Below are 22,625 nucleotides of genomic sequence, written 5' to 3' on the forward strand. Positions count from 1 at the left end.
TTTTAAACTTTAGTTAATACAACTTGCTCTTCTTCTTTAATCACTATTTGATTAAAAAATTCTTTCAAAAATAAATATTTATCCGGACCTATCATAGCTCTATTAATTTCTAAAGAAGCAGCCAACTGCATCATACTACCATTAACAACTACTTTAAATTTAAAATAACCTAAATTATCTGGAATTTTAAGATAAAGTGGAGCTGGTACAGATTCGGCAACATAACCTTCTGGCAATTTTACCGTGATATTATACTTGTCTTGAAAAGGGAACCCGAAATCTATAGGAAATTCTCTTTTTTCTAATTTAAAAGGGTTCTCTTTTTGTTTTAAAAACAATATTGGGTTAACATACAATTTATCGCCAACACTACTTGCTATACTTTCATGTTTAAAATCGAAGGTTTCCATAACGAAACCTTCTGTTGTTTCGGTATTTTTGGCTTCGTAATTAGAAATTTCAATATTATCTAGCTTTTCTTCCTTTTTTGCTACAAACGCATCAATATCTTCATTTTTAAAACGCTTTCTAAATAACAACGCATTATGGTTTGTGTATCTGGAACGTATTTTACCTTCAAACGCACCATCCTCAGTTAAAGTTCCACTTAGCATATTTAATTCTTCGGCAATTGGCGGTTTACTAATATCTATACTTTTCCACACCATATTATTATTATCAATATAAATACCTTTCCAGTTATAATCCTTAATTGGTAAAATATTTATATCGCTAAACTCACTTGTAGCATCTAGAAAATATGCTTTACCATTAATTTCGGCATAGGCAATAACATAGTTTAGCCTGTCTATTGTTGGAAAAATAGGTATAATATTGTCTTTAGTACTCAACACAACAGGGTTTGCGTTTATACCTGCATATCGCAGCATTGCAACCAAAGTTAAATTAACATCGGCAGCATTTCCTTTACCTTCTTGCAAAGCTTTTTTTATACCTTGATAAAAGTATTTGCCGTCCATATTGTTCCATTTAATATGGTTTTTAACATAATTAAAAACAGCTTTCATTTTATCTGTTGGTAATGCCACATTGGCTAAAATGGGGTCAAGCTCGTCGTTGAACGATCTAGATTTATCCAATTGTGTTTCGTAATCGTTAGTATTACCAATAGTTTTAGCTACATCGGCCCAAGATGATGAGTATGTTTTATGCACTACACCTGGAATTATAATGGATTTTAACTCGAATACAACGCCGGCTCGATAATTATCAATATTATCTACAAAACGTTCTTCTTTTAAAGCCGGGACATGCACCAGATTATATTCCTTTACACGCGTTTCGTTATAAGATTGACCGGGTTTGCCATAAAAAGGAATAAATCCTTTTATGGTTTCTTTAAAATTTAACCCATCGGGTGTGCTAATTGAAGCTTCTACTTTTTTAATCGGGATGTCGTATTGTAATACAAACTCATCGATATTCCAGATAAATGGTGACGTAATTTTATACTTAAACTCGATAACACAGCCTTCTTTTACGTCAGGCATAGAAAACTTTATCTCGTTATAGTTGTAATTTACTTCTGTTTCAAAAATTTGTTTTTTGTCTAAACTTGTTTTTTCTATTTGCCCATCTACAAGATTATAAGTAACGGCTTTTAAACCGCTAACATCTTCTTCAGAGTTTCCACTTTGATATAAATCTATAAAGTGCGTTGCGTAATCAAACCCATCTTTATTATATATTTTTATACGCTCATGAATTTCGGTTATTAAAGTTGATTCAACCGTATTAAACGAAAAATACGTGCTTTGTTTTTTATATAGTACAACTGCATTTGCCGATGGATCTTGCAAATACTTTTCTTCTTGTAATTCTTCTTTTGAAACTTTGCCAAATTTAAAATCTTGAGCAAAAGTTATTTGAGCTATTAAAATAGCAATTAAATAAAGGTTTTTCATTTTATAGAACTGATTGTTTGGTTAACTAGATTTTTTTAAAACGATTTTTGAATTATCGCTTTTAGCAACTTGTTTTCTAAAATCGCGATACTCATCGTATTCGGTTTTTGGATATTTACCACTATTAATTTGAAGTTTGCGGTGGTAGTAAATTTTTGAATTTTCAAATTTTATAGCAACATTATAAACACCATATTTGTTTTTAATAGTTACATTTTTGGGTAAAGCTTCAATTTTATAACCTTCTGGTATTTGGTAAACAAAGCTATCTTCATCTAAATAACCACGTTGTATCTCTAAAGGTAATTTTCGACTTACATATCGCTTAGGAACATATGTATTTTTGTTAAATGCGTTTATAGGCATAAACAACCTATCGCCAGTTATTTTTGCGTAATTTCTGGCCGATACATTTAAAGCCTCTTCAAACGCTACCTTATTTTTATCGTTATTGAATTTATACTGATCGACATCAAGGCTATTTACATAATCCCAATGCTCTTTGTAATATTCCTTTATGTCTTTATCTGATTCTCTTTCAAGTGGAAACCTATTATCATATTGGGTACCATAAGTGGTTCGTTTTAAAACCGAACTCATGCTACCATCGTTTAAAATTTTTATTTCGGCTTTTGTAATTTGCGCATTTAAAGAATCGGGATAAATCGTGGTTTTAACAACTTCGCTAGCATTTGGCTTTACCATTAAAACATTTCGATTATCGGTAAAACTGCCAATAAAATTAAACGGATGCACTTGACTTGTACAGTCTACCCAAATTAAATCGTTGTCTACTTTCGGGATTGCCAAAATAATATGATTTCCCTGGGCTAGGGAGGCAAAATCGGTTTCAAAGTCTACAATATCTCTACCGGCTTGTACAATGCTATAATACGACTCTACTCCGGCAATGTTTAACAATGCTTTAGTATAATTGGTTAGCCCTTTACAATCGCCGTATTTAACTTGGTCGACCTCTAATGCCGAAATAGGTTGCATACCACCTATACCAATTTGCACACTTATGTAGCGCGTATTGTTTTGTACAAACTGAAATATTTTTTTTGCTTTTTCGATAGGATCTGAAATATTAGCAGTTAATTCAAGTATTTTTTGTTTGGTTTCATCGGTCACCTCATCTCTTCCTTTTAAAAGCGCATTGTTTACCCAATCGCCATATTCCAACCAATTTTTAGCTTTTCCTAAAACGCCGTAATACTGAAAGTTATCTACTGCTACTAAGACATGAGGCGTGAAATTTTCGAAGGACGGACTTAAATCTTCTGGTTTTAAGGCCTTCATATCCGATAAGCTATAATTTAAAGTATTTGTAGTCGTGTTTTTTTCAATTTTAAAACCATCTACATTTTTCTCTTTAAATCGAAGTCCTAAATTAGCATTATCGGTTAAAGTGTAACTACTTTTTTCTATAGCAATGTAATAACTGGTTATTGGTCGCCATGAAGGCAAACCCGCAGAGTTTGATGTTTCTACTTCTAAATCGAACGCTACAGTATATGGATAAGTTGTAGGCGTATAACCCATAAATAACACCCTAGAATCGGTATATATAGAAAAACTATCTACGGCGCTATGATCTATAAAATCTTTTTTCTTGAATTTTTTAATTTCGGAACCTTGAGCATTGTAAACAACGGCTTCAATTTTCTTTATTTTAAAGTGTTTACTATACCCAGCACTAGCTTGCACCAAATAATCTCCACTTTCGTTTAACACTGTTATAATACGTTTTTCTGTAATAACGACATCATCTACAGCGTTAACAGTTACATCTAAATTTTCGTAACGTAAAACAGCATTAGCATTTTTTGTAAGATGATCGGGAAGGGTTAAACTTGTAAATAAGTTTTCTTGAGAAAATGAGAAAGTTATCACTAAAAATAGCAGATAACAAACCTTTTTAAGCTTAATCATAAATAATAATTAATTCTTCTAAATTTTATTTTATAGTTAAGAAAAATTAATTGAGAGAAAACCGTTAATTATTTAAAGGTTAATTAAAATTCTTAATTTCTAGAAAATTATAAAAAGTTAATTAATTATTTAAGAACTTTTCGATAAAAGGCAAATTATTCTCTATTTTTTGAGTCGATAATAATGGTAACAGGACCATCGTTAAGAAGCTCTACTTTCATGTCGGCACCAAATTGTCCGGTTTGTACTTTTTTACCTAAATCGACCTCTATTTGCTTCACAAAACTTTCATATAAAGGAATGGCAACGTCTGGTTTCGCTGCTTTTATATAACTGGGGCGATTACCTTTTTTTGTAGAGGCATGTAAGGTAAATTGGCTAACAACAATAATATCGCCTTCAACATCTTTTACAGACTTATTCATGACACCGTTTTCATCGCCAAATATGCGAAGATTAACCGCTTTATTGGTAAGCCATTTTATATCGTCTTGAGAATCCTCGTTTACAATGCCGAGTAAAATTAAAAGCCCAGTTTTAATATTGGCTACTTTTTCGCCTTCAATAGTAACGCTTGCTTTGGTTACACGTTGTATTACAATTTTCATGTTTTAATCGTTATCCCAATTATCTGTTCGGTAGTGTTCTTCTTCTCCTTCAATAATTTGCAAATAGCTTCGGTAACGTGAAAAGGCAATCTCATCGTTATCTAAAGCCGCTTTTACAGCACATTTTGGCTCTTTTACGTGTAAACAGTTATTAAACTTACAATCTTGTTTTAGTTTAAATATTTCTGGAAAATAGTCACCCACTTCTTCTTTATCCATATCTACAACGCCGAAACCTTTTATACCAGGCGTATCAACAATACTAGCATTAAAGCTTAAATCGTACATTTCGGCAAATGTTGTTGTATGTTGCCCTTGCATATGTTGGCTCGATATTTCTTTTGTTTTAAGATTTAAAGCAGGTTCGATAGCATTTACCAAAGTAGATTTACCAACACCAGAATGACCAGAAAACATACTCACTTTCCCTTCCATTAAGGCTTTAACTTTGTCTACATTTTTTCCTGTTTTTGCAGAAACACCAATACACTCGTAACCAATTTCACGATAAATATGCGCTAAATAACGTACCTCATCGAGGGTTTCTTTATCGTAAGCATCAATTTTATTAAAAAGAAGAATGGTTTTAATAGAATAAGCTTCGGCTGTAACCAAAAACCTATCGATAAAACTCGTTAATGTTGGCGGATTGTTTATGGTTATCATTAAAAAAACCATATCTAAATTTGATGCTATAACATGTGTTTGTTTAGATAGGTTTACCGATTTACGTACAATAACATTTTTACGATCGTGTATTTTATGTATTACACCTGTATCTTCGTTATTATGAGTTTCTAAATCGAAATCTACAATATCGCCAACAGCAATAGGGTTAGTACTTTTTATACCTTGAATACGAAATTTACCTTTTATTCGGCATTCGTAAGCTTTACCGAGCTCGGTTTTAACGGTATACCAACTTCCTGTAGATTTATAAACTTTACCTGTCATTCACTAATTTTATAATGCAAATTAACAACTTTTAATGCATAAAAAAAGCCTCGCAATGCGAGGCTTTTTAAATTTATCCGTTAATTATCTTTTCTTGATGATTAATTGATTCTTGGTGAATAGCTTTAAACATTTTTAAAATAAACTCTTCACTTAAACCATGTTGCTCACCTTCAAGTACCATTTTACCTAAAATTTCGTTCCAACGTTTAGATTGTAAAACAGCGACGTTTTTCTTTTTCTTTAAGGCACCAATAGAATCGGCAGCAACCATACGCTTACCAATTTGCTCGATAATTTGGTTATCAATTACATCTATTTGAGCTCTTAAGTTATTTAAAGCATTGTTATACTCTGCTTCCTGATCGCTTTCTTTACGAATTTTTAAATCTTTCATGATTTGCACTAAAGTTTCTGGTGTTACTTGTTGTGCTGCATCACTCCATGCATTTTCCGGATCGTAATGCGTTTCAATCATTAATCCATCAAAATTTAAATCTAAAGCAGTTTGCGATACATCAAAAATCATATCACGCTTTCCTGTAATATGCGACGGATCGTTAATTAATGGAATATCTGGGAATTTATTTTGAAATTCGATTGCTAACTGCCATTCTGGAATGTTACGGTATTTTGTTTTTTGGTATGTTGAGAATCCTCTGTGGATAGCTCCAATATTTTTTACACCAGATTTGTAAATACGCTCGATACCACCTAACCATAAAGATAAATCTGGGTTCACTGGGTTTTTAATTAAAACTGGCTTATCTGTACCGTTTAAAGCATCTGCAATTTCTTGCATAATAAAAGGAGATACTGTTGAACGCGCACCAATCCATAATAAATCGATATCATGCTCTAAAGCTAATTTTACGTGAGCTGCGTTGGCAACCTCTGTACAAACCTTCATTCCGGTTTCTGCCTTTACTTTTTGTAACCATTTTAAACCTAATGCGCCAACACCTTCAAAGTTTCCTGGACGCGTTCTTGGTTTCCAAATACCTGCTCTAAAATAGCTTACATCTGTATTTTTTAACTCGTGAGCAATTTTTAGTACTTGTTCTTCGGTTTCTGCACTACATGGTCCTGCTATTACTAATGGATGATCTAGTTTTAAATCATCTAACCATGTTCTCATTTCTTTTGTGTTTTCCATAGTGTTTAAAATTTCGAAAAATAAAATTCCAAAGGGGTTTGTTTTATAATTAGTCTTGGTATTTAATTTTTTTAGTTTCTGTTTTATTTAATTTATTCCTTTTAAAATATCTTTTATATGATTTGTATTTTCCATTTCGTTGAAAATCGCTTCAAAATCATCTTGTTTCATTAACTCTTTAAACTGCGTTAAGTTGGCAATATATTCTTCTAGCGTTTCAATTACATTAGCTTTGTTTTGCTTAAAAATTGGCGTCCACATAGCGGGCGAACTTTTTGCCAAACGCACGGTTGAAGCAAAACCACTACCAGCCATATCGAAAATATCGCGTTCGTTTTTTTCTTTTTCTATTACCGTTTTACCCAGCATAAACGAACTTATGTGCGATAAATGCGACACATAAGCAATGTGTTTGTCGTGTGCTTCCGGATTCATGTAACACATTCGCATGCCTATATTTCTAAACAGTTCTAAAGCCTTTTCCTGAAGTTTGAAAGCTGTTTTTTCTACTTCGCAAATAATATTTGTTTTACCAACAAACAAATCGTTAATTGCTGCACTCGGACCAGAAAACTCTGTACCTGCAATCGGGTGCATTGCTAAATAATTACGTCGTTTTTCATGGTTTTCAACCGCTTTACAAATATCTAACTTTGTAGATCCTACATCGACTACCAAAGCATCATCAGACACTTTATTTAAAACTACTGGTAATAATTTTTCTGTAGCATCAACAGGAATCGAGACAATTACTAAATCGGCATTTTCAAGATCATCTAAAGTGGCTTTTTCATCAATTAAACTTAATGATAATGCTTCGTTTAAAACCGCATCCTTTTTATCGATTCCGTAAACCGTAACGCTCGGGTCTTGTTTTTTAATATCCTTTACAAGACTTCCTCCTATTAAACCAATACCTATTACAAATATGTTTTTCATTTAACTAACTCGTGTTATGGCTTCTTGTAAATCTTCTGTTGTGGCACAAAGTGAAAAACGAATATACCCCTCGCCTTGGCTACCAAAAATAGTACCTGGCGTTATAAAAATATAATGCTCTTTTAAAATCATGTCTATATATTCTTCAGACTTCATATATGCCGGTAATTTTGCCCACACAAACATACCTGACGCCTCTTTACTAAAAGTACAATTTAAAGCTTCGGCTAATTGCCAAACTAATTCGCGACGTTTTTGGTATACACTGTTTAAGGTTGCAAACCACATATTAGAACAATTTAAAGCTTCTATAGCACCTTTTTGAATACCGTAAAACATTCCAGAATCCATATTACTCTTTACCTTTAGCACGTGGCTAATAAGTGTGCCATCGCCAACAACCATACCAACACGCCAGCCAGCCATATTAAATGTTTTACTTAAGGAATTTAACTCTAAACACACCTCTTTGGCCCCTTCAACACTTAAAATACTTGTTGGTTCTTGGTTTAAAATAAACGCATACGGATTGTCGTTAACAATTAAAATATTATGCTTTTTAGCAAAAGCTACTAACGTTTCGAACACGTATTTTGAAGGTTTTGCTCCTGTTGGCATATGCGGATAATTAACCCACATTAATTTTACCTTAGTTAAATCTTGTTGCTCTAAAGCTTCAAAATCTGGCATCCAATTATTCCCCGCATCTAAATTGTATAAAACACCTTTTGCGCCTACTAATTTCGTTACCGATTGGTAAGTAGGATAACCTGGATTTGGTATTAACACTTCGTCGCCTTCATTTAAAAATGCCATTGAAATATGCATAATACCTTCTTTACTACCAATAAGTGGTAAAATTTCGGTATTTGGACTAAGACTTACCTTAAAGTTTGATTTATAAAAATTCGCCATGGCTTGTCTTAGCTCTGGTAAACCTTGGTAACTTTGGTATTTGTGTGCCGCTGGATTTTTTAAGCTATCTACAATAGCATCAACAACCTTTTGTGGTGGTTGTAAATCTGGGCTTCCTATACCTAAATTAATTACGGGTTTACCATTAGCGATCATTAAATTAACCTCTCTCAATTTTTTCGAGAAGTAGTATTCTTCAACGGTATGTAATCGGTTTGCTACTTCAATCATAGCTTTGCATTTTTATATTCGCCTAAAACTTTAAAGTCTTCGGCCATTATGTTTATTATCGATTTCGCTTTATCGAAATCTGAATATCTTTCAAAAGTAACATCAACGAAAAAAGCATATTTCCAAGGCGTTTCGGCAATAGGTAACGACTGTATTTTTGTTAAATTCAATTTACAATCGCTCATCACATTTAAAATTGTTGCCAAACTACCACGTTTATGATTTGCGGTAAATTTTAAAGATGCCTTGTTAATTTCATTTTGAGGCACTTCAGAATTTGTACGTTTTACAATTGCAAAACGTGTTTCGTTATGCTTTATAGTTTGTATGCTATGTGCTAAAATATCTAACTCGAAAATTTCGGCAGCCAAAACGCTTGCAATGGCACCAACACCTTTAAGTTGTTTTTCCTGTATGCGTTGTGCAACCTCGGCTGTATCTTTGTCTTCAACTAATTTAATATGTGGGTGTTCTTTAAAAAAAGCTTTACACTGCAATAATGCCATAGGATGCGAATAAACCTCTTTTATATCTTCAATATTTTGCCCTTTTAGTGCCATTAAATTATGCTGAATATCTAAATAATGCTCACCAACTACATGTAATCCATAATTATCGATTAGCGCATAATTAGGAATTATAGAACCCGCTATAGAATTCTCTAACGCCATAATTGCGGCATCACATTCTTTAGTAATTAAGGCATCAACCACTCTATCGAATGTTAAACACTCAATAAGAGACACTTGGTTTTCAAAAAATTGTTCTGAAACAATATGATGAAACGATCCTTTTACACCTTGTATAGCTACTGTATTAATCAACTTTATTTAGTTATTTTTAAATTTTCAAGTAATTCTTGAACAAAAAAAAGTCCCGATTTTCATCGAGACTCATATTAAAATTTATTTTATAAATTATACATACAACGCCTCGTTTCTTCCGCTAAAAAAGAAATAAAAGAAATTGATAAAATATGTATAATGTATTGTCATCGTCTTAATTATGCTGCTAAAGTAATTATTTATTTAAAAACACAAAGCACTTGAATAGATTTTTTACGTATATATTAAAATTTTTTAAGATTTTACAGCAAAACTCATATTACGTTGTATAATAATTTATTTTTGAATAAATATTTTTAAATATGTCTATTGAAGTTAAAGGGATAACTAAACTTTACGGAAGCCAAAAAGCTTTAAACAATGTAACATTTAAAGTAAACAAACCAGAAATTGTTGGTTTTTTAGGACCTAATGGTGCTGGAAAATCGACAATGATGAAGATTTTAACTACTTTTATTAATGCAAATCAAGGTGAAGCAAAAGTTAACAATCACGATGTTAACCAGAACAAAAAGCAGGTACAGCAAAGTGTAGGCTATTTACCCGAGCACAACCCGCTGTATTTAGATACGTATGTAAAAGAATATTTAGCTTTTAACGCTTCTATTTACAAAGTTAGCAAACAACGCACACAAGAGGTTATTCAACTCACCGGATTAACGCCCGAATCTCATAAAAAAATAGGACAACTCTCCAAAGGTTATCGCCAGCGTGTTGGTTTAGCTAATGCCTTATTGCATGATCCGGATGTTTTAATTTTAGATGAACCCACTACAGGCCTAGACCCAAACCAATTGGTGGATATTAGACAACTTATAAAAACCATTGGGCAAACTAAAACGGTTTTTTTATCTACTCATATTATGCAAGAGGTTGAAGCCATTTGCGACCGCGTTATTATTATAAACAAAGGTGAAATTGTTGCCGATAAAAAACTAAAAGATTTACGCAACGAAAAAGAACAAGTTGTAATTGTAGAGTTTGATTACCGTGTTGAAGATGCCATTTTAAAACAACTTCCTAAAGCTATTGACGTAACAAATACACATGGTTTTGTTTATGAAATTACATTTAAAACCTCAGAAGACATGAGGTCACATGTATTTGATTTTGCACATGACAACGAACTTAAAATACTTCAACTAAATCAAAAAAACGCAAATTTAGAATCTTTATTTAGAGAGTTAACAGCTTAAAGGCAAAAAAGATTAGAATGACAAAAATCATCTTTCACTAATTAAAACAATCCTAATTTTGTACTATTATTAACTGAAAATCACAAGATAATTATTTAAACAGATTCTAAATAATTATCTTTGTGTCTCAAAAAAATTATCATGAGTAAAGGTATTTATGTAGCAACCATGGAGCCCAATAGCGGTAAATCTGTAGTTGTACTTGGATTAATGCGAATGCTACTTGGAAAAACGGCCCGAGTAGGTTATTTCAGGCCAATTGTTGAAGATGTTGAAGAAGGTGAAATGGACAATCATATTAAAACGGTTGTTTCTCATTTTGAAATAGATTTAAATTACAAAAAAACTTACGCTTTTAAACGCAGTGAAGTATTGGACCTCTACAACCAAGGAAAATCTGGTTATGTAATCGATGAGATCATAAAAAAATACAAACGTCTTGAGGATAATTTCGATTTAGTTTTAGTTGAAGGTACCGATTTCTCTCATGAAAACTCAAGCTTAGAGCTTGATATTAACATGTTAATCTCCAAAAACCTAGGATTGCCTGTAATTATTGTAATTAACGGAGATCGTAAAAACGAAAAAGACCTTTTAGATAATGTACAGTTAGCCTATGACACCTTTAAAGCTGAAGTAGATGTATTATCTATAATGGCAAACAAAGTTACTGTCGAAGACACAAATACACTAAAAAATAAATTAAAAGACCGCATACATGCTAAAACAAGTATATCGGTTATTCCAAAAATACACAGCCTAGAAAACCCTACAATAAAGGAAATAGCAAAAGCCCTTGATGCCAAAGTATTATTTGGTAAAGATATGCTTAATAACCAAGTGCAAAACTCTGGGGTTGGTGCAATGCAACTACGTAACTATATCACAAAATTAAAAGAAGGCTCTTTAGTAATTACATCTGGAGATCGTGCTGATATTATTTTAGGATCTCTACAAGCACATATATCAAAAAATTACCCAACAATTTCTGGAATTGTTTTAACTGGTGGTTTAATTCCTGAAGAATCTATTTTAAAACTTATTGAAGGACTTTCTAGTGTTGTACCAATTTTAAGTGTAAACAAAGGCACTTTTAATGCTACTAATGCCATAGGAAAAGTAAAATCTAGAATTTATGCTGAAAACACAGACAAAATTAACATCGCCATTGCATCTTTTGAGAAACATGTTAACACTAAAAAATTAGCAGATAGTTTAGTTACATTTAACTCTGAAATATTCACACCAAGAATGTTTCAATATAATTTATTACAATCGGCTCTTAAAAACAAAAAACATATTGTTTTACCAGAAGGGTATGATGAGCGTGTGTTACGAGCAACAGCAAAATTAGTTGGTGCCCAAGTAGTAGACATAACTTTAATTGGAGAAATAGATAAAATACAAGAACGTTTAATACGCTACGACATACCTCTAGATTTAAGTAAAGTTAATGTTGTTTTCCCAACAGAATCACCAAATTTTGATGATTACGTAAACACCTTTTACGAATTAAGAAAACACAAAGGTGTTAATATTGATATGGCTAAAGATGCCATGTCTGATGTATCCTACTATGGCACAATGATGATTCATAAAGGTCATGCAGATGGTATGGTTTCTGGAGCTGTACACACTACACAACATACATTAAGGCCTGCTTTACAATTTATAAAAACAAAACCTGGTGCTAACATTGTATCTTCTATATTTTTTATGTGTCTTGAAGATCGTGTATCAATATTTGGAGATTGTGCCATAAACCCAAATCCTAATGCCGAACAGCTTGCTGAAATCGCAATTGCTTCTGCCGAAACCGCAAAGAATTTTGGTGTAGAGCCTAAAGTAGCAATGCTTTCATATTCTTCAGGTTCGTCTGGTAAAGGTGAAGAAGTAGATAAAGTAAGAAAAGCAACTGAAATTGCTAAAGGCTTAGCTCCTGATTTAAAAATTGAAGGCCCAATACAATATGATGCCGCTGTAGATATGCGTATTGGAAAAAGCAAACTACCAGACTCTGAAGTTGCAGGACAAGCTAGCGTTTTAATTTTTCCAGACCTAAATACAGGAAACAACACCTATAAAGCCGTGCAAAGAGAAACTGGCGCTCTAGCCATTGGCCCTATGCTACAAGGCCTTAACAAACCCGTAAACGATTTAAGCCGTGGCTGTACCGTAGATGATATTTACAGCACCGTAATAATAACTGCTATTCAAGCCCAAGACCAATAAAACCATATGCAAGTACTTGTACTAAACTCCGGAAGCTCATCTTTAAAATTTCAACTTTTTGCCATGCCAGAAGAAACTATTATTTGTGCTGGTGTTGTTGAACGTATTGGCTTTACAGATGCTAAGTTTAAATTTAAATCTGAACATAAAAACGTTGAAACCGAAACAAAAATATTAACACACAAAGCCGCTTTAAAACTAGTTGCTAAACATTTATTAGATAAAAAAGAAGGTGTTTTAAAAACCGCAGAAGACATTAAAATTGTTGGCCATAGAGTTGTTCATGGCGGTATGCACTTTAACGATACTGTTGAAATTGACCAAGATGTAAAGGAAAAAATAAAATCGCTTTCATCTTTAGCTCCTTTGCACAACCCTGCTAATTTAGAAGGTATTATGGTTGCTGAAACTATTTTTCCTACAGCAAAACAAGTGGCTGTATTCGATACTGCATTTTTACAATCCATTCCTGAAAAAGCATATAAATTTGCCATACCAAACGAATTTTTAACCGAACACCATATTCGTGTTTACGGGTTCCATGGTACAAGTCATAAATATGTTTCGGAGCAAGCTAATAAGTTTTTAGGCACCAAGGAGTCTAAAATTATAACCATTCATTTAGGAAATGGTTGTAGCATGACAGCCATAAAAAATGGAAAAAGCATCGACCATTCCATGGGTTTCTCTCCCTTAGATGGTTTAATTATGGGAACTCGTTCAGGTGCTATTGACCCTTCGGTAATTTTCCACCTAAAAGATGCTTTAGGCTATAGCATGAAACAAATTAATGCTCTTTTAAACAAAGAAAGTGGTATGTTAGGTTTAACAGGCTATAGTGATTTAAGAGATATTGAATTGAAGGCTTCCGAAGGTGATAAGAACTGTCAATTAGCCTTACAAATGAATGCTTACCGAATAAAAAAATACATTGGAAGTTATGCTACCATTTTAAATGGCTTGGATGCCATAGTATTTACAGCTGGTATTGGTGAAAATTCGTCTTTAATTAGAAATTTGGTTTGTGAAGATCTAGATTTTTTAGGCATTACTTTGGATGAAAATAAAAATAACTTACGATCTAAAACCATTAGAACAATTAACTCTGACACTTCAAAAGTTAAAATATTAGTAGTTCCAACCAATGAAGAATTAGAAATAGCTAAACAATCAGTGAGTTTATTCATAAATTAAACGGCCGGTATATTGTTGTTCAACCTCAACAATTGGCGGCGTATTTACTAAAATAACATCACCCGTACCCGATATTTTCCCTCTTAAGGATTGTATCGGGTTTAACACCATATCGTTCGAGCTACGATTCCAAATAACTACATTTTGCGCCGCTAAATCGCGACCTTCAAAACGGGAAGTTCCCGCTGCAAACGTTAAATTCATACTATTAGTTTTACCCGAAACAAAACAATTAGAAAGGCCATTAAACACCAACCTTAAACTATTATTATCTACCTCTAAATAAAACTCGCCACTTAAAAATGTATCTGGCTCGTTAAAATCTTCAGAATAAATAGATAAACTCGGATAGGTTAACACGCCATTAGAACGTATTTCATATTGTGTAGAACTTCTAATTTCTGTAATATTGGGTGCCGTAACATAAAATTTAGTTACACCGTAATCGCGAACATAATTACAACTATTGTTATCGGTTAAAACTAATTCTCCATCTACAACAACAGCAGTAACATCATTTAATAAATTTTTGCCAGTTTCAACTTGTACGCTTTGCGTTGCTCCTTCTGTTAGAATTAATTCAACATCTCGATTTACCCAAATTTTGGTAAAATCTTCTACAACAAATTCATGCTCTACCACATCTCCAGACTTCTGAAAACAATTGTTGGCATTTTCGCTATTACAGGCAAAAATTAACAACACACAAATTATGTAACTTAATTTTCTCATTACTTCTTTCTATACATTACAGAAGACTTTATTATTTGGTTTTTACGGATTAGTAGACCATAACGAGGCACTTTTTAACATAGCACGTTTTGGTAATTTTAAACCAGCTACAATTAATTCTGCAAAATCGTCTGGTTGTAAAACGCTGTCTTCAGAATCTTTAGTTGCAATTCCTAAATCTATAGACATATCTGAAGCAATTGTGCTTGGTGTTAAAGTACAAACACGTATATTATTTTTTCTAACCTCTTTCATTAAAGATTCCGAGAAACCAATAACGGCAAATTTTGATGCCGAATAGGCCGATGTTGTAGCATTACCATTTAAACCAGCTGTAGACGATACATTTATAATTTCACCATCATTTTTATTTACTAAATGCGGCAACACTTCTTTAGTTACATAATACATGCCCATAAGGTTGGTTTGTATAATGTTAGTCCAAGCTGTAACTTCCATATCTAAAACCGATCCAAAAGCCGCAATTCCTGCATTGTTAACTAAAATATCTACAGAACCCAAATCGTTTATAATACTTGCTATACCCTGTTTTACTTCTTGGTAGTTCCCTACATCAAAAACCGAATATATTGCCTTCACACCTAAACCTTCTATTTCTGCCACTGTTTCTTTTAAAACAGTTTCATTTCTTCCTGTAATAGCTACATCAATTCCTTCTTTTGCAAAAGCCAAAGCAGTTGCTTTTCCTAAACCTCTTCCGCCACCTGTTATAATGGCCTTTTTTCCTTTTAAATGTGACATGATTTATATTTTTTTAATTGATTGTTACAACCTAATTCCTACACCAAACTCAACCGCTTCAGCTTTGGCGCCGTGCGATTTTAACGTTATAGCTCCAAAAATTTTATTACCAAAATAGCGTTTTAAACCTATTCGCATGTACATGCGCCCTTCAAAATCAAAAGGATAATACACATAATACCCTAACTGTGTTAATAAAGACATTTTGTTTATAAACAACTCATGGCCTGCAAAAACACCAACACGTTTATAGTCTTCATCTCCCGACACATCTTCTTCTGGCACCGATACGCTTTGGTAATAAATTAATTCTTCCAGAAACTTCGAGAAAAACACATCGGTTCCTAATTGAATGGCACTTTTTCTGTTTATTCGTTTATCTGCATATCCAGAAAATATATAAAACGGAAATTGCCCCATCCCAACCACGTCGCTTTCGTTTACGCCAAACCTAAATGCAACGTTAAATTTTACGGGTTCTGTAAATTTTCTATCTGTTTCATCTAAAGTATTTTGGTATTCTGGCTCAACCTTATCTAAATTATAAGAAACTCCAGCATTAAACGCAATGGTATTTGTACTTGCATTTGGCGCTTTTACATTGGCGTTAGAATAATGTATTAAGCTCACTCCTGCCAAAAACCCAAACCTATTAAAAATGCGTTCCTTTTTAAAATTAAGCATTGCAAACGTACTACTCATTAAATGACTTCCGTAGGCTACATTTCTAAAATTAGTTTCCTTGTCGTAAGTTTTATCTGCGTAAGCTAAACCTTGACCAATACGAAACATAAGATTTCTATTAAAAAAGTAAAAATTATAATGTGCATACAACGAAGCCAAAGCACCTAAAACATCGGGGTTTTTCATGTTTTGGTAAGCATAAGTAACTCCATAATCGGGATAATTATAGCGTTGTTCCCAATCTTTAAAACCGTAAGTTTTTTTACTCCAACCAATAATATAACCTTCCGGATGCCCTTTTATTAAATGTAAAATATCGTTGTTATGCAAAGCAATATTACCCTTAAAATAACTTACATCAACATAAGACGAATGTGTTTTACTCTGTGAAAAAACAGTAATAAAACTAAAACATAACAGAGCAGATAATAAAAACTTCATTAATAGGTTTTGTACCGTAAAAGTAATTATTTAAAATAAAGCTTCGGCAATAGCTTGCACATTATCGCTTTTTCCCATAGAATAATAGTGTAAAACAGGTACTCCAGCAGCTTTTAACTCTTTCGATTGTTTAATTGCCCACTCAATACCAACTTGTCTAACCGCTTTATTATCCTTACAAGCATCAACAGCATTAATTAATTCTTCTGGTAAATCTATACTAAACACATGAGGCAATAATTGTAAATGCCTATTAACAGCAAGCGGTTTTATACCCGGAATTATAGGAATATTAATACCTGCCGATTTAGCCATTTCAACAAAATCGAAATACTTTTGGTTATCAAAAAACATTTGAGTTACCACATAATCAGCTCCAGCATCAACCTTAGCTTTTAAACGCTTTAAATCGGTTTGCAACGATGGTGCCTCCATGTGTTTTTCCGGGTAACCGGCAACCCCAATGCAAAAATCGGTTTTAAACTGGGTTAAATTTTCTTCATGCAAAAACTTACCATTATTAAGGTCGGTAATTTGTTGCACCAATTCGCAAGCATAGGTATGGCCACCTTTAGTTGGCTCGAAATACTTTTGGTGTTTCATAGCATCACCACGAAGCGCCACTACATTATCAATTTCCAGATAATGGCAATCTACCAACATATACTCGGTTTCTTCTTTGGTAAAACCACCGCACAAAATATGCGGAACCGGATCAATATTATACTTATGCTTTAAACTCACCGAAATACCTAAAGTACCTGGGCGTTTTCGCACTGTTTTCCTATCTAAAAGTCCGTTTTTTTCAACATAAACATACTCTTCACGCGAGGTGGTTACATCAATAAATGGCGGATTAAACTCCATTAGCGGATCGATATTGTTATACAAATCCTGAATATTTTTTCCCTTTACCGGTGTTACAATCTCAAACGAAAACAAGGTTTTTCCGTTGGCCTTTTTAATATGTTCTGTTACCTTCATAACTCGCTTTTATAATTTCCGAAAAGGCGGAAATCTCTTCAATAATTAATTATTTTTTATTTTTTTGGCGTTACCCTATCGGGTCGCGCTTTCCGTTATATCTTTTTCTCGTTCCTCAAAAAAGGATGCCACTACAATCGCTAACGTGGGCTTGCCAAAAGTGCAATTTCAAAAAAATATGACTTTTGGCTAACCTTGGTTTAAAGCTTTTTTCGGACCTGTCAGGTTATAAAAATCAACAGATCTAATAACGAAATCTTGTTACAATCCCAACAAACATTGGGACTGAATAACAATATATCTCCTTAACTTTAAAAAGATCCTGAAACGAGTTCAGGATGACACATCCAACGTGTTGTTACACAAAATAAGAAACCGTTAACGCAGCAACAGTTAACATTAAAAGCTGAATAAAAAATTTAACCTCTGTAGAAAATTTAAGTCTATTCATTTTCATCGTTTTTTTGCTGCAAAATTCTTATTTATATAGCTTCAATTTGTTACCGAAAAAGCAACAAATTGTTAAGTTAACTATTCAATAGATTTTTTACTGTTTCGTAACCATCTTCATATTCCCAATACACCCATCGACCATCTAAATAATCGATTAAAACATATTTTTCACTCACGGATTTTATTCTAGAAACAGCAACCAACTTTTTTGAAAAACCATCTAAATCAACACGTTCTAATCTTTCTTTATTGTTTTCATCAAAACCATGGCATACCATATGGCTTCCTAAAGTTAACTCTATAAATTTCATCTTTATTTTCTAATCTGCTAAATTGGGGTGTAACCATTTTCTAGCTTTCTCTAACGCTATACCTTTTCGTTCTGCATAATCTTTAACTTGGTCGTCGGTTATTTTACCTAAACCAAAATACTTTGCTTCTGGGTTAGCAAAATAATACCCCGAAACCGCAGCAGCTGGCCACATGGCTAAACTTTCTGTTAGCGTTACGCCAATAATTTTTTCAACCTCCAGCAATTCCCAAATCGTTTCTTTTTCTAAATGATCTGGACACGCCGGATAACCTGGCGCCGGACGAATGCCTTTATAGCTTTCTTTAATTAAATCGTCGTTGGTTAAATCTTCATTTTCGGCATAACCCCAATGTTTGGTTCTTACTTGCTTATGCAAATATTCGGCAAAAGCTTCGGCAAAACGATCGGCAATAGCTTGAGCCATAATGGCGCTATAATCATCATCTTTAGCCTTATAACTTTCGGCCAATTCTTGAGCACCGAAAATAGCGACACAGAATGCGCCAATATAATCGGTTTTTCCTGTACTTTCTGGTGCAATAAAATCGGCTAAAGCATGGTTTGGAATACCGTCACGTTTTTTTAATTGCTGTCTTAATGTCCTAAAAACGGCAATTTCTTCACCCTTCTTTTTAACAGAAATATCATCATCGTTTATGGTATTAGCTTCAAACAAACCAAAAACCGCTTTAGGTTTTAATAGTTGTTTAGCTATAATGTCTTGGACCATTTCTTGCGCTTCATTAAAAAGTACTGTTGCTTGCTCGCCAACAACATCATCTTTTAAAATATTTGGATATTTACCGTGCAAATCCCAACTTCTAAAAAACGGACTCCAATCTATAAACGGCAACAATTCTTTTAAGCTTAATTGCTTAAACATTTGGACACCCATAGCTTTAGGCTTTACAATTTCGGAAGTTTCCCAATCGATGTTATATTTACGCGCTCTAGCTTCGTTTATAGTGATATACGATTTCTCTTTACCTCGTTTTAAAAACTTGGTTCTAAATTCGTCATAATCTTTTTTAAGTTTAGACACGTATTCGTGTGCTGTTTGTTTATTTAACAAGTCGCCCACTACTGTTACCGCTCTAGAAGCATCATTTACATGAACCACCGCGTTTTTATACTGCGTATCTATTTTTACAGCCGTATGCGCTTTCGATGTTGTTGCACCACCAATTAACAACGGAATTTCAAAATTTTCGCGTTGCATTTCTTTAGCTAAATACACCATTTCATCTAACGAAGGTGTAATTAAACCCGATAAACCAATAGCATCAACACGCTCTTTTATAGCTGTTTCAATAATTTTTTCGGGTGGCACCATAACCCCTAAATCTACAATTTCGTAGTTATTACAGGCCAGCACCACGCTTACAATATTTTTACCAATATCGTGAACATCGCCTTTTACCGTTGCCATTAAAATTTTACCAACAGGCTCTGAGTCTTCAGTTTTTTCGGCTTCAATAAACGGATTTAAGTAAGCCACTGCTTTTTTCATTACACGTGCCGATTTTACTACCTGTGGCAAGAACATTTTTCCTTCGCCAAACAAATCGCCAACCACGTTCATACCAATCATTAAATGGCCTTCAATAACATCAATTGGTTTTTCAGCTTCTTGTCGCGCTTGTTCAATATCTTCAATAATAAAAGCATCTAACCCTTTTACTAAAGCGTGCGTGATTCTATCTTGTAACGGGTTTTCACGCCAAGATAAATCGACTGTTTTTTCAGCTTTTGAGCCTTTTACAGTTTCGGCAAATTCTAGTAAACGCTCAGTAGCATCGTCTCTTCTGTCTAAAATAACATCTTCAACGTGCTCTAATAAATCTTTAGGAATATCGTCGTAAACTTCCAACATTGTTGGGTTTACAATTCCCATATTCATACCAGCTTGAATAGCATAATATAAAAATACGGAATGCATAGCTTCGCGAACACCGTTATTACCTCTAAACGAGAACGACACGTTACTTACACCTCCACTTACACTAACATTTTCAAGATTTTGACGCACCCATCGGGTTGCTTCAATAAAATCGATAGCATTTTTTCGATGCTCTTCCATTCCTGTTGCAACTGGAAAAATATTTAAATCGAAAATGATATCTTCTGATGGAAAACCTACTTTGTTTACCAAAACATCGTAAGATCGTTCGGCTATTTCAATGCGTCTTTCATAATTATCGGCTTGCCCAACTTCGTCAAAAGCCATTACAATTACTGCGGCACCATAGCGTTTTATTTGTTTGGCTTCCCAAATAAATTTTTCTTCGCCTTCTTTTAACGAAATGGAATTTACCACACATTTACCTTGTACCACTTGAAGACCAGCTTCGATAATTTCCCACTTAGAACTATCAATCATTATTGGCACACGACAAATATCTGGTTCTGCGGCAATAAGATTTAAAAAACGAACCATAGACTCTTTACCGTCTATAAGTCCGTCGTCCATATTAATATCGATAATTTGCGCACCACCATCTACTTGATGACGTGCAATATCTAAGGCTTCATCAAATTTTTCTTCTTTAATTAAGCGTAAAAATTTACGTGAACCTGCTACGTTAGTTCGCTCACCTACATTTATAAAGTTGCTGTTTTCGTTTAAAACCAAAGGCTCTAAACCAGATAACTTCATGTATTTTGTTTGCTTTACTTTCATTATTTATAATGCTCTACTGTTGGAAATGGTTCATAAAAGTGGTGTAACAATGTTTTCCATTTTTGGTATTCTTCAGACTTTCTGAACCCAATTTCATGGTCTTCAACAGTTTCCCAATTAACCAACAATATGTATTGATCTTTTGTTTCTAAACACTTTTTTAATTCATGTGAAATATAACCTTTCATAGAAGAAATGATATTTTCTGCTTTCTTGAAATTATTTTCAAAAGCTTCAGATAATCCTTCCTTTATATTTAATATGGCAACTTCTAGTATCATTCATTTAAAGCTTAATGTGATGCTGAAACAAGTTCAGTATGACGACGTGGTTTATATTTCGCAGCAATATTTGCTATAACGCGAATATGTTCTGGACTTGTACCACAACAACCACCAATAATATTTATTAAATTCTTTTTTAAGTAAGCTTCAATTTGCTCGCCCATTTCTTCTGGAGATTCATCGTACTCACCAAAAGCATTAGGTAAACCTGCATTTGGATGTGCAGAAATTGCAAATTCAGTTTTATTGGCAATGGCCTCTAAATGTGGCTGTAACAAATTGGCTCCTAAAGCACAATTAAATCCAACAGATAATAACGGAATATGTGAAACCGAAATTAAAAACGCTTCGGCGGTTTGCCCCGATAAAGTTCGTCCTGAAGCATCGGTAATAGTACCGCTAAGCATAACAGGAATATCTAAATTTCTTTCGTCCTTTACTTCTTCTATTGCAAATAACGCTGCTTTTGCATTTAATGTATCGAAAACGGTTTCAACTAATAAAATATCTGCGCCACCATCCATTAAAGCTTCAACTTGTTGTTTGTATGCTATTCGTAATTCATTAAACGTTACGGCTCTGTAACCCGGATCGTTTACATCTGGCGACATACTTGCTGTACGGTTTGTTGGCCCGATTGAGCCTGCTACAAAACGTGGTTTATGTGGTTCTTTTTTTGTAAATTCTACAGCAACTTCTTTTGCTATTTTAGCAGATTCGTAGTTAAGTTCGTAAACCAAATCTTCCATTTGGTAATCGGCCATAGCAATAGTTGTTCCCGAAAAGGTATTGGTTTCAATAATATCGGCACCAGCCTCGAAATACTTTGCGTGAATGGTTTTTATAGCTTCGGGCTGTGTAATAGACAACAAATCGTTATTTCCTTGCAACGGCGTTGGGTAATCTTTAAAACGCTCGCCACGAAAATCTTCTTCTGTAAACTTATAGGCTTGTAGCATGGTTCCCATGGCACCATCTAACACCAAAATGCGTTCTTTTAAAGCCTTTCTTATATCTGACATTTCTTCAATATTTTTTCATTCTGAAGTATACACAAGCAGCATGAAATGAATTATTTAATGAGAAACTGAAATCCTTTCAGTTTAACACAACTTAATTTTTTATTTATATGATGTTTCAAGAAAAGCAAGTAGAAAAACGC

19 protein-coding genes are annotated in these 22,625 nt (G+C 33.6%); 3 read left to right on the plus strand and 16 right to left on the minus strand.

The genetic code is table 11. From position 1 onward, the window contains the following. Positions 1–2: 2 nt before the first annotated feature. The 8 genes from PW52_RS09785 to PW52_RS09820 all read right to left on the minus strand — a co-directional run bounded on the left by PW52_RS09785 (position 3) and on the right by PW52_RS09820 (position 9,487). The gene (locus PW52_RS09785; protein ID WP_044632767.1) at positions 3–1,925 is read right to left on the minus strand and encodes a transglutaminase domain-containing protein; all 1,923 of its coding nucleotides are present in this window, start codon (positions 1,923–1,925) and stop codon (positions 3–5) included. Positions 1,926–1,946: 21 nt separating this feature from the next. Beyond that, a complete protein-coding gene (locus PW52_RS09790; RefSeq protein ID WP_082050888.1) occupies positions 1,947–3,860 on the minus strand; it encodes a DUF3857 domain-containing protein in 1,914 nt (637 codons plus the stop codon). Positions 3,861–4,015: 155 nt separating this feature from the next. Continuing rightward, entirely contained in the window at positions 4,016–4,468 is a 453-nt protein-coding gene (dtd, locus tag PW52_RS09795; protein WP_044632769.1) for a D-aminoacyl-tRNA deacylase, read from the minus strand. A 3-nt stretch (positions 4,469–4,471) separates the two neighbouring features. Then, entirely contained in the window at positions 4,472–5,422 is a 951-nt protein-coding gene (gene rsgA, locus PW52_RS09800) for a ribosome small subunit-dependent GTPase A (protein WP_044632770.1), read from the minus strand. A gap of 73 nt (positions 5,423–5,495) precedes the next feature. Beyond that, positions 5,496–6,578 (minus strand): bifunctional 3-deoxy-7-phosphoheptulonate synthase/chorismate mutase type II, encoded by a 1,083-nt coding sequence (locus tag PW52_RS09805; protein WP_044632771.1) that lies wholly within the window; start codon positions 6,576–6,578, stop codon positions 5,496–5,498. An 87-nt stretch (positions 6,579–6,665) separates the two neighbouring features. Then, positions 6,666–7,517, minus strand: coding sequence for a prephenate dehydrogenase (locus PW52_RS09810; RefSeq protein WP_044632772.1), 852 nt, complete (start codon positions 7,515–7,517; stop codon positions 6,666–6,668). Further along, positions 7,518–8,663, minus strand: a complete 1,146-nt coding sequence (locus PW52_RS09815; RefSeq protein ID WP_044632773.1) for a pyridoxal phosphate-dependent aminotransferase — start codon at positions 8,661–8,663, stop codon at positions 7,518–7,520. Beyond that, entirely contained in the window at positions 8,660–9,487 is an 828-nt protein-coding gene (locus PW52_RS09820) for a prephenate dehydratase (protein ID WP_044632774.1), read from the minus strand. The genes PW52_RS09815 and PW52_RS09820 overlap by 4 nt, the downstream gene beginning before the upstream one ends. Positions 9,488–9,810: 323 nt before the next feature. Between PW52_RS09820 and gldA the strand changes: the two genes are divergently transcribed. The 3 genes from gldA to PW52_RS09835 all read left to right on the plus strand — a co-directional run bounded on the left by gldA (position 9,811) and on the right by PW52_RS09835 (position 14,130). Continuing rightward, the gene (gene gldA / locus PW52_RS09825) at positions 9,811–10,704 is read left to right on the plus strand and encodes a gliding motility-associated ABC transporter ATP-binding subunit GldA (RefSeq protein WP_044632775.1); all 894 of its coding nucleotides are present in this window, start codon (positions 9,811–9,813) and stop codon (positions 10,702–10,704) included. A 141-nt stretch (positions 10,705–10,845) separates the two neighbouring features. Then, the gene (pta, locus tag PW52_RS09830; protein ID WP_044632776.1) at positions 10,846–12,936 is read left to right on the plus strand and encodes a phosphate acetyltransferase; all 2,091 of its coding nucleotides are present in this window, start codon (positions 10,846–10,848) and stop codon (positions 12,934–12,936) included. A 6-nt stretch (positions 12,937–12,942) separates the two neighbouring features. Continuing rightward, entirely contained in the window at positions 12,943–14,130 is a 1,188-nt protein-coding gene (locus PW52_RS09835; protein ID WP_044632777.1) for an acetate/propionate family kinase, read from the plus strand. On the opposite strand, the gene PW52_RS09840 is transcribed toward PW52_RS09835, so the two are convergent. The 8 genes from PW52_RS09840 to PW52_RS09875 form a co-directional block, all read right to left on the minus strand. Then, positions 14,116–14,862: a head GIN domain-containing protein gene (locus PW52_RS09840; protein ID WP_044632778.1), complete on the minus strand. Its 747-nt coding sequence runs from the start codon at positions 14,860–14,862 to the stop codon at positions 14,116–14,118. The two genes, PW52_RS09835 and PW52_RS09840, sit on opposite strands and share 15 nt — an antisense overlap. A 42-nt stretch (positions 14,863–14,904) precedes the next feature. Then, on the minus strand, positions 14,905–15,624 hold the full coding sequence (locus PW52_RS09845; RefSeq protein ID WP_044632779.1) for a 3-ketoacyl-ACP reductase: 720 nt from the start codon (positions 15,622–15,624) through the stop codon (positions 14,905–14,907). Positions 15,625–15,648: 24 nt separating this feature from the next. Continuing rightward, positions 15,649–16,749 carry an acyloxyacyl hydrolase gene (locus tag PW52_RS09850; RefSeq protein WP_044632780.1) on the minus strand — a complete coding sequence of 367 codons (1,101 nt, stop codon included), beginning with the start codon at positions 16,747–16,749 and terminating at the stop codon, positions 15,649–15,651. Between the two features lie 30 nt (positions 16,750–16,779). Further along, complete coding sequence (gene metF / locus PW52_RS09855) at positions 16,780–17,733, minus strand: methylenetetrahydrofolate reductase [NAD(P)H] (RefSeq protein WP_044632781.1); 954 nt, start codon at positions 17,731–17,733, stop codon at positions 16,780–16,782. A gap of 527 nt (positions 17,734–18,260) precedes the next feature. Beyond that, positions 18,261–18,497: a hypothetical protein gene (locus PW52_RS09860; RefSeq protein WP_044632782.1), complete on the minus strand. Its 237-nt coding sequence runs from the start codon at positions 18,495–18,497 to the stop codon at positions 18,261–18,263. Positions 18,498–18,506: 9 nt separating this feature from the next. Continuing rightward, positions 18,507–21,179 (minus strand): methionine synthase, encoded by a 2,673-nt coding sequence (gene metH, locus PW52_RS09865; RefSeq protein WP_082050889.1) that lies wholly within the window; start codon positions 21,177–21,179, stop codon positions 18,507–18,509. Next, on the minus strand, positions 21,179–21,460 hold the full coding sequence (locus PW52_RS09870; RefSeq protein WP_044632783.1) for an antibiotic biosynthesis monooxygenase family protein: 282 nt from the start codon (positions 21,458–21,460) through the stop codon (positions 21,179–21,181). Before PW52_RS09870 ends, metH begins: the two co-directional genes overlap by 1 nt. An 11-nt stretch (positions 21,461–21,471) precedes the next feature. Next, complete coding sequence (locus tag PW52_RS09875) at positions 21,472–22,485, minus strand: homocysteine S-methyltransferase family protein (RefSeq protein WP_044632784.1); 1,014 nt, start codon at positions 22,483–22,485, stop codon at positions 21,472–21,474. Positions 22,486–22,625: the final 140 nt, after the last annotated feature.

Origin of the sequence: Neotamlana sedimentorum, from assembly GCF_000943565.1 — a bacterium.
Taxonomy (GTDB): domain Bacteria; phylum Bacteroidota; class Bacteroidia; order Flavobacteriales; family Flavobacteriaceae; genus Neotamlana; species Neotamlana sedimentorum.